At 74.5% G+C, this 16,043-nt stretch carries 20 protein-coding genes; 11 read left to right on the forward strand and 9 right to left on the reverse strand.

The genetic code is table 11. The features are described 5' to 3' along the window. Positions 1-11: 11 nt before the first annotated feature. Positions 12-725: a CDP-alcohol phosphatidyltransferase family protein gene (locus tag PH190_RS29065; RefSeq protein WP_274235029.1), complete on the reverse strand. Its 714-nt coding sequence runs from the start codon at positions 723-725 to the stop codon at positions 12-14. Then, complete coding sequence (locus tag PH190_RS29070; RefSeq protein WP_274235030.1) at positions 722-1,510, reverse strand: FkbM family methyltransferase; 789 nt, start codon at positions 1,508-1,510, stop codon at positions 722-724. The genes PH190_RS29065 and PH190_RS29070 overlap by 4 nt, the downstream gene beginning before the upstream one ends. 55 nt (positions 1,511-1,565) lie before the next feature. Between PH190_RS29070 and PH190_RS29075 the strand changes: the two genes are divergently transcribed. Beyond that, positions 1,566-1,778, forward strand: a complete 213-nt coding sequence (locus tag PH190_RS29075; RefSeq protein WP_274235031.1) for a DUF2795 domain-containing protein — start codon at positions 1,566-1,568, stop codon at positions 1,776-1,778. A gap of 125 nt (positions 1,779-1,903) precedes the next feature. Here the strand turns inward: PH190_RS29075 and PH190_RS29080 are convergent, their stop codons facing one another. Further along, positions 1,904-2,167, reverse strand: a complete 264-nt coding sequence (locus PH190_RS29080; protein ID WP_274235032.1) for a hypothetical protein — start codon at positions 2,165-2,167, stop codon at positions 1,904-1,906. Between the two features lie 76 nt (positions 2,168-2,243). After that, the gene (locus PH190_RS29085) at positions 2,244-2,486 is read right to left on the reverse strand and encodes a hypothetical protein (protein WP_274235033.1); all 243 of its coding nucleotides are present in this window, start codon (positions 2,484-2,486) and stop codon (positions 2,244-2,246) included. A 195-nt stretch (positions 2,487-2,681) separates the two neighbouring features. On the opposite strand from PH190_RS29085, the gene PH190_RS29090 reads away from it, so the two are divergent. After that, positions 2,682-3,428, forward strand: coding sequence for a class I SAM-dependent methyltransferase (locus tag PH190_RS29090; RefSeq protein ID WP_274235034.1), 747 nt, complete (start codon positions 2,682-2,684; stop codon positions 3,426-3,428). A 1-nt stretch (position 3,429) separates the two neighbouring features. Here the strand turns inward: PH190_RS29090 and PH190_RS29095 are convergent, their stop codons facing one another. Then, on the reverse strand, positions 3,430-3,708 hold the full coding sequence (locus PH190_RS29095) for a hypothetical protein (RefSeq protein WP_274235035.1): 279 nt from the start codon (positions 3,706-3,708) through the stop codon (positions 3,430-3,432). Between the two features lie 207 nt (positions 3,709-3,915). Here PH190_RS29095 and PH190_RS29100 point away from each other — a divergent pair, with 207 nt between their 5' ends. From PH190_RS29100 to PH190_RS29110, 3 genes are all read left to right on the forward strand, one after another. Further along, entirely contained in the window at positions 3,916-5,274 is a 1,359-nt protein-coding gene (locus tag PH190_RS29100) for an FAD-dependent oxidoreductase (protein ID WP_274235036.1), read from the forward strand. Between the two features lie 211 nt (positions 5,275-5,485). Beyond that, positions 5,486-6,394 (forward strand): AurF N-oxygenase family protein, encoded by a 909-nt coding sequence (locus PH190_RS29105; RefSeq protein ID WP_274235037.1) that lies wholly within the window; start codon positions 5,486-5,488, stop codon positions 6,392-6,394. Positions 6,395-6,404: 10 nt separating this feature from the next. After that, on the forward strand, positions 6,405-7,934 hold the full coding sequence (locus PH190_RS29110) for an FAD-dependent oxidoreductase (protein ID WP_274235038.1): 1,530 nt from the start codon (positions 6,405-6,407) through the stop codon (positions 7,932-7,934). A gap of 55 nt (positions 7,935-7,989) precedes the next feature. Here the strand turns inward: PH190_RS29110 and PH190_RS29115 are convergent, their stop codons facing one another. From PH190_RS29115 to PH190_RS29125, 3 genes are read right to left on the reverse strand one after another with little or no spacing between them, the layout of a single operon-like run. After that, positions 7,990-8,544, reverse strand: coding sequence for a hypothetical protein (locus PH190_RS29115; RefSeq protein WP_274235039.1), 555 nt, complete (start codon positions 8,542-8,544; stop codon positions 7,990-7,992). After that, positions 8,544-8,927, reverse strand: coding sequence for a DUF4873 domain-containing protein (locus PH190_RS29120; protein WP_274235040.1), 384 nt, complete (start codon positions 8,925-8,927; stop codon positions 8,544-8,546). The genes PH190_RS29115 and PH190_RS29120 overlap by 1 nt, the downstream gene beginning before the upstream one ends. 13 nt (positions 8,928-8,940) lie before the next feature. Continuing rightward, positions 8,941-9,735 (reverse strand): TetR/AcrR family transcriptional regulator, encoded by a 795-nt coding sequence (locus tag PH190_RS29125; RefSeq protein WP_274235041.1) that lies wholly within the window; start codon positions 9,733-9,735, stop codon positions 8,941-8,943. Between the two features lie 106 nt (positions 9,736-9,841). On the opposite strand from PH190_RS29125, the gene PH190_RS29130 reads away from it, so the two are divergent. The 4 genes from PH190_RS29130 to PH190_RS29145 are packed head-to-tail and all read left to right on the forward strand — an operon-like array spanning position 9,842 to position 13,901. Then, positions 9,842-10,756 (forward strand): AurF N-oxygenase family protein, encoded by a 915-nt coding sequence (locus PH190_RS29130; RefSeq protein WP_274235042.1) that lies wholly within the window; start codon positions 9,842-9,844, stop codon positions 10,754-10,756. A gap of 37 nt (positions 10,757-10,793) precedes the next feature. Further along, on the forward strand, positions 10,794-11,807 hold the full coding sequence (locus tag PH190_RS29135; RefSeq protein ID WP_274235043.1) for an alpha/beta hydrolase: 1,014 nt from the start codon (positions 10,794-10,796) through the stop codon (positions 11,805-11,807). After that, positions 11,800-13,404, forward strand: coding sequence for a flavin-containing monooxygenase (locus PH190_RS29140; RefSeq protein ID WP_274235044.1), 1,605 nt, complete (start codon positions 11,800-11,802; stop codon positions 13,402-13,404). Before PH190_RS29135 ends, PH190_RS29140 begins: the two co-directional genes overlap by 8 nt. 11 nt (positions 13,405-13,415) lie before the next feature. Continuing rightward, entirely contained in the window at positions 13,416-13,901 is a 486-nt protein-coding gene (locus PH190_RS29145) for an NUDIX domain-containing protein (protein WP_274235045.1), read from the forward strand. On the opposite strand, the gene PH190_RS29150 is transcribed toward PH190_RS29145, so the two are convergent. Continuing rightward, positions 13,879-14,757, reverse strand: coding sequence for an acyl-CoA thioesterase (locus PH190_RS29150; protein WP_274235046.1), 879 nt, complete (start codon positions 14,755-14,757; stop codon positions 13,879-13,881). The genes PH190_RS29145 and PH190_RS29150 overlap by 23 nt on opposite strands. A 434-nt stretch (positions 14,758-15,191) precedes the next feature. On the opposite strand from PH190_RS29150, the gene PH190_RS29155 reads away from it, so the two are divergent. Together PH190_RS29155 and PH190_RS29160 are read left to right on the forward strand one after the other, a co-directional pair. Then, on the forward strand, positions 15,192-15,485 hold the full coding sequence (locus PH190_RS29155; protein WP_274235047.1) for a hypothetical protein: 294 nt from the start codon (positions 15,192-15,194) through the stop codon (positions 15,483-15,485). A 121-nt stretch (positions 15,486-15,606) separates the two neighbouring features. Continuing rightward, complete coding sequence (locus PH190_RS29160) at positions 15,607-15,924, forward strand: hypothetical protein (RefSeq protein ID WP_274235048.1); 318 nt, start codon at positions 15,607-15,609, stop codon at positions 15,922-15,924. The last annotated feature ends 119 nt before the right edge of the window (positions 15,925-16,043 follow it).

Here is a 16,043-nt window from a genome sequence, read left to right on the forward strand (position 1 = left end):
CGAGTGTGGGCTCACCCGACCGTGCGGGCGTCGGCGGCCCGCCACAGCCACACCACCGACACCCCGAACGACCACACCAGCGCCACCAGGGCCACCGCGACCAGCGCCAGCTCGACGCCCACCGGCAGCACCCCGGCCGCCGCGACGATGAGCGCCACGCCCTGCAGCGCCGCCACCAGCTTCGCCGACCGCCGCACGGGCAGCTCGCCGCGCAGCCACGGCAGGACCCGCGCGGCGGCGACGAACGCGTAGCGCAGCAGGGCCACCGCCAGCACCCACGGCGCCCCGGTGACCAGGGCGACGTGCACGGCCAGCACGAGCAGCAGGAGCGCGTCGAACTCGACGTCGAGGCGGGCGCCGAGCGCCGAGGCGGTGCCGGTGCGCCGGGCGACGGGGCCGTCGACCCCGTCGAGGGCGAGCGCGACGACCGTCAGCGTCACCAGCGCCGCCGACGCGGCGTCCCGCCCGACCAGGGCGACGGCGGCGACGACGAGCGCGCCGCGGGCGAGCGTGATGCTCCCGGCCGGACCGAGCGTCGCGACCCCCGCGCCGGCGGCCGCACGGACCACGAGCACGCCGGCCACCACGGCCACCAGCACCGCGACCCCCACGCCCACCGCATTCACCCCGACGACCGCCGCGAGCAGCGCGAGGACCCCGGCCAGCAGGGCCGCCGCCGCCGCGAGCTGGACGGCCACGGGCGTGGCGAGGGACCGGCGGATCATGGCCGTCCAGGATGCCGGATCTCCGGGGACACGACACCGCCGTGCGGGCGGGCGTAGACGTCGCCCGAGCGCCCTGCCGGGCGGCGCCGGTCGAGCAGCGCCACCAGCTCGTCCGCGTCGAGCCAGCGGTCGCCCGCGGTGGTGTCCCAGCGCATCGTCTCGATCGGCGAGTAGCGGTAGCGGTGCGGCCCGAGCGCCTCGACGCGGGCGAGCGCGGCGAGCGCGGCGTCGTGGGCCGCGGGCAGGTACTCGAACGACAGCGCCGGCAGCGGCCGCGACAGACCCGCCAGCACCTCCGCCTCGAACCCCTCCACGTCGATCTTGCAGAAGGCCGGGACCCCGTGCGCGGCGACGAGCTCGTCGAGCGTCGTGACGGGCACCGTCACCGTGTCCTGCCAGCGCACGGACGTGAACCCGGCGTCGCCCGACACCGTCTCGCGCCACGCGGACGACACCGTCGACACCGTCGGCGTCGCGCGGGAGATGCCCAGCTCGGCGGTGCCCGGCGCGGCCCCGAGCGCCGTCGGCAGCACGGTCACCTGCGGGTCGCGGCCGAAGAACAGGCGCAGGAGGCGCACGAAGTCGGGCTGCGGCTCGACGGCGACCACCCGCGCGCCCAGCGCCCGCCACGCCCGCACCCGGTTGCCGGCGTGCGCGCCGACGTCGACGGCGAGGTCGCCCGGGCCGAGGAACTGCCCGTAGAAGGCGCGCATCCGGCGCTGTCGACCCGGGATGCCGTGGTACATCGCGAGGGACCGGGCGATCCCGGCGGCTCGGGCCAGCACCCGGACGAGGGTAGGTGAGCGGTTGTCCGCCGGGCGCGCTGGTTACCCGCGGCCCATGGGTTACGACGTCACGCAGGTGCAGAAGACGCTCGCCGGTTTCCAGTACCCGGGCGGGCCCGAGGACCTGGCCTCGCACGCGAGCTCGAACGGTGCGGACCAGCAGCTCGTCGACACGCTGAAGAACATGGACAAGCAGCAGTTCGACGGCCCCAACGCCGTCATGGCGAAGCTCAGCGAGGCCGGGGTGCTGGGCGGCAGCAGCAACTAGGCCGTTCGCCGACCCCGCCCGACGAACGCACGGCGCTCTCGGTGCTTCGACAGCACCGAGAGCGCCGTTCGTCCATTCCGGGCGCGCGCAGACGGCCGGAGACGCTGCTCCGGGCGGACCTGGAGTCAGTGCGGCAGCGTCGGCAGGCCCCGGGAGACCATGTCCCGGGCGCCCTCGAGCGTCCCGTCGCCCACCCACGTGTTCGGGTCGAGCTGCGAGACGTTCCAGCCGCCGGGGCGCACGCGGGTGGAGTAGAGGAACGTGTCCTTGTTCTCCACCCACTGGATCTCGTAGTCGATCGTCGAGGGGCCCGCGGAGCTCCAGCGCCAGGCCGCCCCGGACCCGCGCGAGGTCTCGTGGATCTCGACGCCGTCCACCTCGATGGCCATGCCCACCCCTTCCGGCCCGGGATGAGCCGTTCGGAGCAGCAATCTACCGGCCGTCCGGCCCGACGACGTGGCCCCGTCAGGCGGCCGAGTGCGGCGCCCACCCCTCGCGGGTGAGGGCACCGACGATGCGGACGGCCTCGCGGCGGTGGACGTCGGCCTGGTGGGTCGTCCAGCTCCACTGCTCGCACTCCGCGTGCAGGAGGTGGCAGACGACGGTGACGGCGTGCTCGCGGTCGTCCGCGGTGACGTCCGGGGGTTTCGGGCGCGCGCCCGGGCGCATCAGCTGCGCGACGGGCGAGTGGGCGGGAACGGCACTCATGACGGACCTCCCCTGCGGCGGCCGGCGGAGCGGCGACCCGGGTCGTGTGCGGGCGGCGACGGCGACGCGCGGCCTGACACCTCGAGGGTGACCGCCCCGGATCACGCAGGAAACGACAGGGGACCGAGGCCACAGCGCCGCGACGGGGACGTTCGCCACAGCCGACGGACCCGCCGGACCTGCATGATGGCCGCCATGGCCACAGCGAGGGAGCCGGCGGCCGGCTGGACCGTGGAGCTCGACGACACCCCCGGGCGACGTCAGGCGCAGGAGGAGTTCCTGCTCCACCACCCCGACGGCACCGACGAACGGATCACGCTGCACGACTACGCGCGGGTCTACGACGTGCCCGGGCTGTACGAGGAGGTCGTCCAGCGCCGCCTGGAGTGCGCGTCGCCCGCCACCGTCGCGGGCGCGCTCGTCGAGGCCGCGGAGGCCGAGGGCCGCCCGGTCGGGGAGCTGCGCGCCTTCGACCTCGGCGCCGGCAACGGCGTCGTCGGCGAGGAGCTGCGTGACCGGGGCGTCGCCGTCGTCGCCGGCGCCGACGGCATCCCCGAGGCCCGCGACGCCGCGCACCGCGACCGTCCCGGGCTCTACCGGCACTACCTCGTCGGCGAGCGGCTCGACGTCGAGCAGGTGACCCGGCTGGTGCGCGACGAGGCCCTCACCGCGCTCGTCGCGGCCGGCGCCGTCGGCGAGGGCCACGTCCCGGTGGACGCCCTCGCGCAGCTGTGGGACGCGTTCCCGCCCGGGTCGTTCCTGGCGCTGACCCTGGCCGGCGGGGAGGCCGACCACGACGTCACCGACGTCGAGGCGATGATCGAGGCGACCGCCGGGTCGGCGCACCCGTCGCAGGTCCTGGTGCGGCGGCGGTTCCGGCACCGGCTGAGCATGGCCGGCAACGACCTGCACTACCTGGTGCTGGTCGCGGTGAAGCGCTAGCTCAGTCGCGCACGAGCGTCAGCCGCGGCCGGATCGGCGGCGGCGTCACCGCGGGACGGCTCGGCTGCGGGCCCGGCCGGGTCCCATGGTGCGGGCTGCGCCGGTGCCGGCGGGGGCGCGCGGCGCCGACCAGGCCGACGAGGTCGTTGACGAGGTCGTCGGCGAGCTCCTCGGACAGCACGCCACCGCCGGCGTAGTCGTCGAGGACGTCGAGCCCGCGGCGCCACTGGGTGGCCGCCGCGACCGCGTCCTCGAGCGCGCCGTTCTCGTCGCTGATCATCGCGGACGACGTTAGCCCTGGTGACGGGCCCTTCTCGCGCTCGGTGATCCCATGGAGTGACCACTCGACCGAGGCGGGATCGGGCCACGCCCCGGCTCGGGATCACTCGTCCGTCGGCGTGTCGGGCCCGGCGTGGCGGCCACACCCGAGGATCACGGAACGGAGCAGACGGGTGCGCCCTGCGTCCGGGTGGGCCACGATGATCGCGTGGAGAATCACACGACGCGACCCCACCACGTCGCCGTCGTCGGTTCCGGGCCGTCGGGCTTCTACGCCGCGGCCGCGCTACTGGACGCGGACCTGGACGTGCGGGTGGACATGTTCGACCGGCTGGCCACGCCCTGGGGCCTGGTCCGTGCGGGGGTGGCACCCGACCACCCGAAGATCAAGTCGGTGTCCGCGCAGTACGACAAGACCGCGCGCCGCGAGGGCTTCCGGTTCTTCGGGCACGTGCACCTCGGGGAGGACATCACCCGCGACGAGCTGCTCGAGCGCTACGACGCCGTCGTCTACGCCGTCGGCTCGCAGACCGAGCGCCGCCTGGGCATCCCCGGCGAGGACCTGCCCGGCAGCATCGCCTCGGTCGACTTCGTCGGTTGGTACAACGGCCACCCCGACCACGTCGACCTCGCGCCGCCGCTGGACACCGAGCGCGCGGTGGTCATCGGGGCCGGCAACGTCGCCCTCGACGTGGCGCGGATGGTGCTGCTGCCCGAGGCCGACCTGCGCGCCACCGACACCGCCGACCACGCCCTCGACGCGCTCGTCGCCTCCAGCGTGCGCGAGGCCCTGATCTGCGGGCGCCGCGGGCCGCGCGAGGCCGCGTTCACCACCACCGAGCTGCGCGAGCTCGCCGACATCGACGACCTCGCCGTCGTCGCCGACCCCGAGCAGGTGCCCGCCGGCATCGCCGATGACGACACGCTGCCCAAGGCCACCCGCCGCAACCTCGAGATCCTGCGCGGGTTCGCCGAGCACGCCCCCGACCCCGACGCGGGGCACCGCATGGAGTTCCGCTTCTACCGGTCGCCGATCGAGCTGCGGGGCGACGGGCGCGTCGAGGAGATCGTGCTCGGCGTCAACCGGCTCGAGACCGGCGAGGACGGCCGCACCCGCGCCGTCGACACCGGCGAGCGCGAGACCGTCGCGACCGGGCTCGTGCTGCGGGCCGTCGGCTACCGCGGGATGGCGCTGCCGGGCGTCCCGTTCGACGACGAGACCGGCACGGTGCCCCACGAGGAGGGCCGCATCACCGGCCGCGACCGCGAGTACGTCGTCGGCTGGATCAAGCGCGGGCCCACCGGGATCATCGGCACGAACAAGAAGGACGCCAACGAGACCGTCCGCCACCTCGTCGCCGACCTGGGCGGCCGCGCGCCGGCCGAGCGCGACGAGGACCACCACGCGGCCGTCGAGAGCTGGCTGCGCGAGCGCTGCACCGACCTCGTCGACCAGACCGGGTGGGAGGCCATCGACGCCCACGAGCGCGGGCGCGGCGAGCCGGCCGGCCGGCCGCGCGTGAAGGTCGTCGACCGCGCGGAGTTCACGAAGCTCAGCCGCCCCTGACGCAGCGAACGCGCTGCTCGCTGCTTCTACGCGCGCGGAGTCCGCGTTCGCGACGCCGCCGACCCGGGTGTCGTCGCGCGCACCGGGGCGGGCATGACCGCGGTCTCGGTGACCGCGACCACACCTCGCCCCGGCCGGACATGGTGTCACTGTTACCTTGGGTATCACCTACTGCAGGTAACGGTGACCGCAAGTCCGGCCAGGAGGAGACATGACGACCGCGGAGCAGGACGCCATGCACGGCGAGCACCGGGCGGACGTCGCGGAACGGCTGCTCGACTCGTCCGACCAGCTGTCGTACGACCCGCTGCGCGAGGTCGACTGGGACAGCCCGGTCGACCCCCTGCACCACGGCGCGAGCCCGGAGTGGAGCACGCTCTACGGCACCGCCTACTGGGACGAGATGACCGAGGAGCAGCGCGCGGCGCTGACCCGCCAGGAGGCGGCGTCCGTCGCGAGCACTGGCATCTGGTTCGAGATGATCCTGCAGCAGATGGTCATCCGGGACTTCTACGCGAAGGACCCGACGGACCCGGCGTTCCAGTGGGCGCTCACCGAGATCGCCGACGAGTGCCGGCACTCGATCATGTTCGCGCGCGGCGCGCAGAAGCTCGGCGCCCCCGCGTACCGCCCGCCGCGCCACGTCATCGAGGGCGGGCGCGTGTTCAAGACCCTCGCGAAGGGCGAGGCCGCCTACGCCGCGATCCTCGTGGCCGAGGAGGTCCTCGACGTCATGCAGCGCGACTGGATGCGCGACGAGCGCGTCGCCCCGTTCGCGCGCACGATCAACAACATCCACGTGGTCGAGGAGGCGCGCCACATGCGCTTCGCCCGCGAGGAGACCCGCGAGCGCCTGCAGGGGGCGAGCGCCCTGCGTCGCCAGTTCGACGCGCTCGTCGTCGCCTTCGCCGGCTTCTTCATCGTCACGAGCATGTGGAACGGCAAGGTCTACGAGAACGCGGGCCTGGACCCCAGGCGCGCGCGCCGCGAGGCGAAGCGCAACCAGAACCACCGGGCGCTGCTGCGCTCGAGCTGCGCGGGGCTCATGGAGTTCCTCGACTCGGCGGGGCTGCTCACCGCGCCGGCCAAGGTGCTCTACCGCGCCGCGCACGTCCTGTAGACAGCGCGCCGTGCCGTACGCGATCACGCAGTTGTGCTGCACGGACGCCTCGTGCGTCACGGCGTGCCCGGTCAACTGCATCCACCCGACGCCCGACGAGCCCGACTTCGGCACCACCGACATGCTCTACGTCGACCCCCGCACGTGCATCGACTGCGGGGCGTGCGCGGAGGTGTGCCCGGTCGACGCGGTGTTCCCGGCCGAGGTGCTCACCGGCGCGCTCGCGGACTACCCCGCGATCAACGCCGAGCACTTCGCCGGCACCGAGCCGGCCGCGCCGCCGGAGGGCTCGCCGCTGTTCCACGCGTGGGGCCCGGTGCGGTTCGACCGGGTGCTGCCGGCGGACTTCCCGACGCTCGACGTCGCGGTGGTCGGCAGCGGGCCCGCCGGGATGTACACCGTGCAGGACCTGCTGCTGCACACCACGGCGAGGGTCACGCTCTACGACCGGCTGCCGGTCGCGGGCGGGCTCGTGCGCTTCGGCGTCGCGCCCGACCACGCCGGCACCAAGGGGATCGGCGAGTCGTTCGCCCGCTACCACGACCACCACCGGCTGCGGATGCGTCTCGGGGTCGAGGTCGGATCGGCGGTCAGCGGGGCGAGCGGAGCGACGGGGTCATCGATCACCGTCGACGAGCTGGCGCGGCGCCACGACGCGGTGATCTACGCCGTGGGCGCCCCGACGGCCCGGACGCTGGGCGTGCCCGGCGAGGACCTGCCCGGGCACCTGGCGTCGACCACCGTCGTCGGCTGGTACAACGGCCACCCGGAGATCGACGCCGGCGCGGTGCCGGTGGACACGGTGGACCCGGCGCGGGCCGTGGTGGTGGGCACCGGCAACGTCGCGCTCGACATCGCCCGCATCCTCGCCGCCGACCCGGCGCGCCTCGCCGGCTCCTTCGCCCCGGAGGTGCGCGAGCGCCTGCGGGCGAGCCGGGTGCGCGAGGTGGTGCTGCTCGCGCGGCGGGGCCCGGAGCATGCCGCCTACACCCGCGGCGAGCTGCTCGCCCTGCTGCGCCGCGACGACCTCGACGTCGTCGTGGACGACCACGACCCACGGGTCGGCGCGACGGTCGACGCCGCGGGGCCCCGCGACCACGCCGCCCTGCTGCAGGGCGTGCCGCGGGTGCGCGTCGACGACGTCCCCCCGTCCGGCGACCGCCGCCGGATCGTCCTGCGCTTCCACGCCCCGCCCGAGGCCCTCGTCGGCGACGACCGGGTCACCGCGATCCGCGTCGGCGGGCCGGAGGGGTCCGCGGAGCTCGCGACCGGGCTGGTCGTGCGGGCGATCGGGCACCGCGGGCGCCCGCTGGCGGGTCTGCCGTTCGACGAGGAGACCGGCACGGTGCCGAACCGTGCCGGGCGCGTCGACGGGCGGGCGGGCACCTACGTCGTGGGCTGGATCAAGCGTGGACCCGGCGGCGGCATCGGCACCAACCGCCGCGACGCCGCCGAGACCGTGGCCGCCCTCGTCGAGGACGGCCGGGAGCACCGCATCGGCGCCCGCCCCCGCCGCCGCGGCTTCCTGCGCCGCGCCTGACCCCACGTGAGCGGATTTCCCGGCCATGGCCGGGAAATCCGCTCACGTTGGAGCCTCAGACCGCGATCCGGCACTCCGCCACGGCCTCGGGCGTCGCGAGCACGGTGGCGACGTGCACGCCGACGTGGTGGCGGATCTCGGCGTCCAGGTCGCCGAGGCGGCGCAGGAACACGCCGCCGACGCCGCGGGTGCGGATGTCGGCGTCGATGTCCTCGCTGCGCACGGGGTCGACGTCGATCTCCACCGCGCCCGGCGCGGCGCGGCCGACGAGGCCCACGCGGACCACGAGGTCGACCTCCGCCGGGATCGAGCGCGAGCCGACGACGACGGTGACGTCGAGGGCGACCGGGACGCAGACGATCACGCGGGTCACGCCGTCGCGCCAGGCCGTGAGCCGCCCGACCGTGCCGGTGGCCGAGGCGGTGGCCATGCCGTGCGGGCCGGCCGGGACGGGGCCGAAGTCGACCGTCGGGCCGATCAGGCCGGTGACGACCGCGACCGCGCGCTGCGGGGTGGCCACGGCCAGGACCTCGTCGAGCGACAGGCCGTGGGTAGCGGCCTCCCGCTCGGCGATCGCCCGGCCCTCGGCGCGGTCGCCGGGGCCCGCCATCAGAGCGCCCCGACCGTCGAGACGACCCCTGCCGAGATGACCCCGGCAGAGCCGACCGCGAACGGCGGCGTCGACGTGCCCGCGAGCCGGTAGCGGCCCCACGGGTCGACGTCGGAGAGCTCGCCGTCCGCCGTGCCGGTCGGGGTCGTGATCCGGGCGGCGTGCTTCTTCCCGCCCAGTGCCGCGTGCAGCGCGTCGTGTGCCGCCACGCGCCCGTACCAGTGGTAGCGGCCGTCGAGGGGTTCGAAGTGCCCCACGAGCGTCACGTCGACGGCGTAGGGGACGCCGTCGACGACGAGGGTCGCCGGCCCGCGGTGGCCGTCCTCGTCGTGCTCGTCGTGGTGGTCGTGCCGGTCGTGCTCGGGTGTTGCCGCTGGCGCCATCGCTCCGGGCTCCTCACTGCTCGATCGGTACTGCCCCCGGTGGCCGTCGGCCACCGGCCCGACCGGTGCCCGGCGCCGCCGGACCCCGGTCGCTGCCCGCTCGGAGCTGGACCACCTTGTTGATCTCGAGCGGGACGTTGGGGTCGATCGTGACGCCGTGCTGGCGGGCGAAGCCGTCGATGGCCGCCCACACGAGCGTCGTCAGGTACTCGGTGACGCTCTCACGGCTCATGGACTGGCGGTCGAGCCACCACTCCGCCGTGTTCTGCACGAACCCGACGACGCCGTGGGCCCACGGCTCGGCGGGTCCGGAGTCGAGCCCGAAGGCGCGCAGGTAGTCGCCCAGCATCGCCGACAGCGCGGTCGCGATGATCTCCTTGTCCTCGCGCACCACGTCGCTGCCGCGGCCGTCGATCGGCGTGTGCCGGGCGAGCACCCAGTAGAGGTTCGGGTAGTCGTCCAGCGTCCCGAAGAAGGCGTCGATCGACTTGCGGATGCGCGGGAGCGGCGCCTCCTCGCTGTTGAGCGCGGGGATCAGCCGGTCCAGGAGGATCTCCGTGGCCCGCTCGCCCATGGCCTCGACGAGGTCGGCCTTGTCGGAGAAGTGCCGGTAGAGCACCGGCTTGGTGACCCCGGCCTCCAGCGCGACCTGCTCGATGCCGAAGTCCGGCCCGACGTCGGCGAGGACCCGCATCGCGGCCTCGACGAACTCCGCCCGGCGCTCGGCGCGGTGCTTCTCCCAGCGCGTGCGACGCCCGTCACGCGAGGGGGCGTTCCCGGGGCGGTTCGGCTTGACATCGTCCGGCACGGTTCCGCAGGCTACCACCAGTTACAGTTACCACGGGTAAGACGTACAGGAAGTGCGGGTTACCCCGTGTACGGGACAGCCACCGGCCAGCAGGAGGACCCCAGCCATGAGCGCCCCCACGGCGGACCGGCACGCAGCCGATCGTCATGTCACGGCCGCGCGGCTGCTGAAGTCGTCGGCGAAGAAGTCGTACGACCCGGCGGTCGACATCGACTGGGACGCCCCGCTGCCCGCCGACAAGATCTGGGTGCCGGAGCACCGGGTCTCGCTCTACGGCACGGAGCTCTGGGAGCGGATGACGCCCGAGCAGCGCGTCGAGCTGGGCAAGCACGAGGCGTGCAGCGTCGCCTCGGTCGGCCTGTGGTTCGAGGTCCTGCTCATGCAGCGCCTGCTCAAGGACTTCTACGCCGAGGACCCGACGACGCCGCGCGCCCAATTCGCCCTCACCGAGGTCGCCGACGAGTGCCGCCACTCGCAGATGTTCGCGCGCATGGTCCACACCGCCGGGGTCGAGCCGTACGGGCCCCGCGAGTCGATCCGCCGGCTCGGCAAGCTCTTCTCGGTGGTCAGCTGGGGCCCCGCCGCCTACGGCGCGATCCTCGTCGCCGAGGAGGTGCTCGACCGGCTGCAGCGCGAGCAGGCCGAGGACGAGCGCATCCAGCCGCTCATGCGCCAGGTCAACCGCATCCACATCATGGAGGAGGCGCGCCACGTCTCCTTCGCCCGCGACGAGGTCACCCGCGGGATGGCGCAGCTCTCCCGCGCCGAGCTGGCCTACCAGCGCTTCGTCATCGCCTACATCTCGATGTTCGTGGTGCGCAGCCTCATCAACCCGAGGGTCTACGCCGCCGTCGGCATCGACCCCGCCGAGGGCCGCCGCGCCGCGCTGGGCAACCCCCACCACCACGAGATGATCCGGTGGGCCGGCGAGAAGATCATGCCGTTCCTCGACCAGGCAGGTCTCGTCGGTCGCCCGGGCATGACCTGGTGGCGCCGGTCGTTCCTCCTGGGGGAGAGCTGAGCAGGATCACGGCGAGGATCACGTCGAGGGGAGCCGCGTGGTGCGGGAGAAGGTCGACCGGTTCGCGACCCCGGACGGCACGCGGCTGCGCGTCGGCGACTCCGGGGAGGACGGTCGCGAGGGCCGCCCGACGCTCGTGCTCGTGCACGGGTGGTCGCAGGACCTGCGGACGTGGGACCGGGTCGTCGACGACCTGCGCCGCACCGGCATCCGGTCCCGCATCGTGCGCTACGACCACCGCGGGCACGGCGGCTCCGACGCCGCGCCCGAGGGCACGGCGACCCTCGCCACCGCGGCCGACGACCTCGCCGCGCTGATCCGTGACCGCATCCCCGACGGCCCGCTCGTGCTGGCCGGCCACTCCATGGGGGGCATGACGCTCATGGCCCTGGCCGAGCGCCATCCCGGGCTGGTGGCCGAGCGGGTCGTCGGGGTCGCCTTCGTCGCCACCGCCAGCGACGACATGGACCGGCTCGACCTCGGGCTCTCCGGTCGTCGCGGCCGGCTGGTGGCGCGCGGCGAGCACGTGCTCATCCCGCTGACCGCCCGCCTCGGCCACCGCGCGCCCGCCGGGGAGATCGGCGACGTCGGCCGCGCCGGCGGCGCCCGCCCGCGCGCCCGCGCCGTCGCCATGGCGGGCGCGGTCCGCGCCCTGGTCTTCGGGCGGCACCCCCGCCGGGCCGACGTCCTGTCCGTGGCCGAGCAGGCGCTCGCGGCCCACCCGCCGAGCGTCGCGGCGTTCCGGATGTCGATCGCCGAGCACCGCCGGCGCTCGTTCCTCACCGCGCTGCGCGGCACGCCGACCGTCGTGCTCGTCGGCGACCACGACCGGCTCTGCCCCCAGCGCCACGCGCGGGCGATCGCGGAGGCGCTGCCCGACGCGCGCATCGTGCTGCTGCCCGGCGCGGGGCACATGATCAACCTCGAGCGCGCCGACGAGGTCGCCGCGCACCTCGCCGGGCTCCTCGCGGCGCCGGCGAGCTCCACGCCCGTCCCCACCGACGTCATCACCGGACAGGACACCGCCCGTGGCGAGCCCGTCGATGCCTGAGGCGGTCACCGACCAGGACCGCGTGCACGAGGTGGTCGTCGTCGGCTCCGGGTTCGCCGGGCTCGCCCAGCTCCTCGCGCTGCGCCGCGCCGGGATCACCGACGTGGTGCTGCTCGAGAAGGCCGACGCGCTGGGCGGCACGTGGCGCGACAACACCTATCCCGGGTGCGCGTGCGACATCCCGTCGCACATGTACTCGCTGTCGACCGTCCCGAACCCCGACTGGTCCCGCTCGTACTCCCCGCAACCGGAGATCCGCGACTACCTGGAGCGGGTCGCCGACGACGAGGACCTGCGCGGGCACGTGCGCTTCGGCCAGGAGATGACCGGCGCGACGTGGGACGAGCACCGCCGCACCTGGACGGTGCACACCCGCGGCGGGCGCACCTGGACCGCCCGCTTCCTCGTGTCCGCGGTCGGCGCGCTGCACCTCCCGAAGACGCCGCAGCTGCCCGGCGCCGACACCTTCACCGGGGCCTCCTTCCACTCCGCCCGCTGGGACCACGACGTCGACCTGCGCGGCAAGCAGGTCGCGGTCATCGGCACCGGGGCGAGCGCGATCCAGTTCGTCCCGCAGATCGCCGGGGTCGCCGCCCGGGTGCAGCTCTACCAGCGCACGCCGGCCTGGGTGCTGCCCAAGGGCGACCGGCCGCTGTCGGGCGCGCGCCGGGGCTTCCTCGCCCGCCACCCGGGCGTGCACCGCGCCTACCGCGCCGCGGTGTACGCGGCACTGGAGTCGCGGGCGATCGGCTTCCACGCGAACCCGGCGCTGCTCAAGCCGGTCGAGTGGCTGGCCACCAAGAACATCGAGCGCTCGATCGACGACCCGGAGCTGGTCGCGAAGCTGACCCCGGACTACTCGATCGGGTGCAAGCGGATCCTGGTCTCCAACGACTACTACCCCGCGCTCGCCCGCCCCGACGTCGACGTCGTCACCAGCGGCGTCCGCGAGGTGCGCGCGTCGTCGATCGTCGACGGCGACGGGGTCGAGCACGACGTCGACGTGATCATCTACGCCACCGGCTTCCACGTCACCGACGCCTACGACGGCCTCGAGATCACCGGCCGGGGCGGGCGGACGCTGCGCGAGACCTGGGCCGCCGAGGGCATGGCCACGCACCTGGGGATGACGGTCAGCGACTTCCCCAACCTGTTCCTCCTGCTCGGCCCCAACACGGGTCTCGGCCACAACTCGGTCGTGTTCATGATCGAGTGCCAGGCGCGCTGGGTCGCGCAGGCGATCACGGCGGTGCACGCGCGCGGCATGGGCGGGCTCGACGTGCGCGCCGAGGTCCAGCAGCGCTCCAACGCCGCGGTGCAGCACCGCCTGCAGAAGGGCATCTGGACCCGCGGCGGGTGCACGAGCTGGTACCTGGACGCCGCCGGGGTCAACCGCACGATCTGGCCCGGGTTCACCGTGCGGTACTGGTGGGAGACCCGGCGCTTCGACCCCACCGACGTCGAGTTCTTCGGTCGCGCGGCCGACGCCGCCGTCACCGCGGACGCCTCCGATACCGCGGACACGGCGGACGCCGGGGACGCCGCCGGGCCGGGCGGCGCACCGGCCGCGGCCGCCCCGGTGGGCGCCGGCTCGTAGGGTCGGCGGGTGTGAGCCTGCCGCCCGCGCCGCCCTGGGTGCCGCCCGGCGCCGCTCGCCCGCTCGTCGCCGCCGGCGCGGTCTACCGCGACGGGGCGGGGCGCGTGCTGCTCGTCCACCCCACGTACAAGCCGGGCTGGGACGTGCCCGGCGGGGTCGTCGAGATCGGCGAGGCGCCGGCGGTGGCGTGCCGCCGGGAGGTCCTCGAGGAGCTGGGCCTCGACCGCGACCCCGGGCCCCTGCTCACCGTCGACTGGACCGACGTCGGCGGCCACGACAAGCTCCTCTTCCTCTTCGACGGCGGCGTGCTCGGCGACGACGAGCACCGCATCGTGCTGCCGGCCGACGAGCTCGACGCGTGGGCGTGGGTCGCGGTCGACGACCTCGCCGAGCACCTGCCCCCGCCGCTCGCCCGGCGCCTGGCCAGCACCGTCGCCGGCGCTGCCGGGCCCTACCTCGAGCACGGCCTCCCGGTCAGGGGCGACGCTTCCGGATGAGGCCCTCCTGCACGACGGAGGCGACGAGCACCCCGTCGCGCGTGTAGAAGCGGCCCGCCGCGAGACCCCGCCCGCCACCGGCGCTCGGCGACTCCTGGACGTAGAGCAGCCACTCGTCGGCGCGGAACGGGCGGTGGAACCACACGGCGTGGTCGAGGCTCGCGAGGCTCACCTCGCCGGACGTCGCGCCGCCGACGACGTGCGGGAACACCGCCGCCTCGAGCAGCGTGAGGTCGCTGGCGTAGGTCAGGACGCAGACGTGCAGCAGGCGCCCGCCGGACGACCCCGGGTCGGGCAGCTCCCCGTCGGCGCGCACCCACACGCGGTTGCGCGGGTCCCGGTCCTCGGTGTCGTCCCACGGCGAGTGGTCGACGTAGCGGACGTCGAGCGGCCAGGTCAGCGCCCGGCCCGTCGTCGTGCGGGCGGGCTCGTCGCGCGGGACCGGCGGCATGTCGCGGCGGGGGAACCCGTCGGGGGCCGGCGTCTCGGGCATCGGCGCCTGGTGCTCGACGCCCTCCTCGGGGCGCTGGAACGACGCGGACATCGTGAAGATCGTCTCGCCGTGCTGGACGGCGGTGACGCGGCGCGTGGTGAAGGAGCGCCCGTCGCGGGTGCGGTCGACCTCGTAGACGATCGGGGCGAACGGGTCACCGGGGCGCAGGAAGTACCCGTGCAGCGAGTGCACGTCCCGGTCGTCGTCGACGGTGCGCCCGGCGGCCACCATGGCCTGCCCGGCGACCTGTCCCCCGAAGACGCGCAGCAGCGACTCGCGGGGGCTCCGGCCCCGGAAGATGTCGCGCTCGATGCGCTCGAGGTCGAGCACGTCGTCGACGAGCTCCCGCAGCGCCTGCCCCACACCGACCGCCTCTCGTCCCGCCGACCGGCGGTCATCGTCGCGCACGGCCGGCCCAGCGCGCCCCCGACCCGTCACCCACCGCGCCCGTGGCGCTCGCTACATCGTGACCGCCGAACGAGGGTCGTGATCGTCGGCTCGGTCGCCGTGGGCCGGCGAGCGTTGGGCCGAGAGGGTCGGCGCGCTTGCCCGTACGGGTCACCGATCGCACGGCCGAGCAGCAGAGCGCAAGCACTCACCGTCACCGAAAACCGACTTCCGGATTCCCTGCGTAACCACCCCGTGACCCCCTCGTTGAGACCCGTGACGTCACCCCGGGGGCCCTCGCGCCTCGGCGGTGGCTCCTCGGGGACACACCGTCCGCAGTCCGTGCCCGCAGCAGGCGGGCGGACCACACGGTGGTCCCGCTCTCCCGACGCAGCTCTCCAGGAGTTCATGTGATCAAGAAGCTGGGTGTCGTGACGGTCGGCGTGGCCGCCGGACTCATGGCCGCCGCCCCGTTCGCCTCCGCCACCGAGGGCGGTCACCACGACGGCGAGCACAAGAGCTCCGGCTCCTGCAACGTCACCGGCGGCTCGGCGGAGGCCAACGGCGGCATCGACGGCGACGCGTTCCTCGGCAACGCCATCGTGCAGGCCCCGATCGGCGGCGCCAACGCCCTGAACATCGTCTGCAACGACATCCTCAACGGCAACGCCAGCGGCAACGACGTCGACGTCGACGTCCTGTAGAGGACCGCACCGCGCGAGGGGTGGGCCGCGCCGTCGACGGGCGGCCCTCCCCGGCGGTCGTGACCCGATCCGCCACCTGCACGACCACTCGAGCAGTACCGAAGACCTCTCTGGGGGAACCATGTTCAAGAAGGCCGGCACCGTCACCATCGCCGTCACCGCGGGTCTGCTCGCGGCCGCGCCGTTCGCCTCGGCGGGCGAGGCGCACAGCCACGACCACGACCACGACCACAAGAAGAAGAGCCACCACGACGACAGCTCGGACTGCAACGTCACCGGCGGCTCGGCCGAGGCCAACGGCGGCATCAGCGGCGACGCGGTCCTGGGCAACGTCCTCGCGCAGGCGCCGATCGGTGGGGCCAACATCGGCAACATCGTCTGCAACGACATCCTGAACGACAACCTCAGCGGCAACGACGTGGACCTCGACCTCCTCTGAGGCCCTGACGACGTTCGTCCCGTCCCGAAGGCCCGGCCATCCGATCGGTGGCCGGGCCTTCGTGCGTCCCGAGCGCTCCCCCGATCGGGCGTCAGCCCCGAACGAGGACGTCACCGGCA

It is taken from the genome of Actinomycetospora straminea, assembly GCF_028737255.1.
GTDB classification, from domain to species: Bacteria; Actinomycetota; Actinomycetes; order Mycobacteriales; family Pseudonocardiaceae; genus Actinomycetospora; species Actinomycetospora straminea.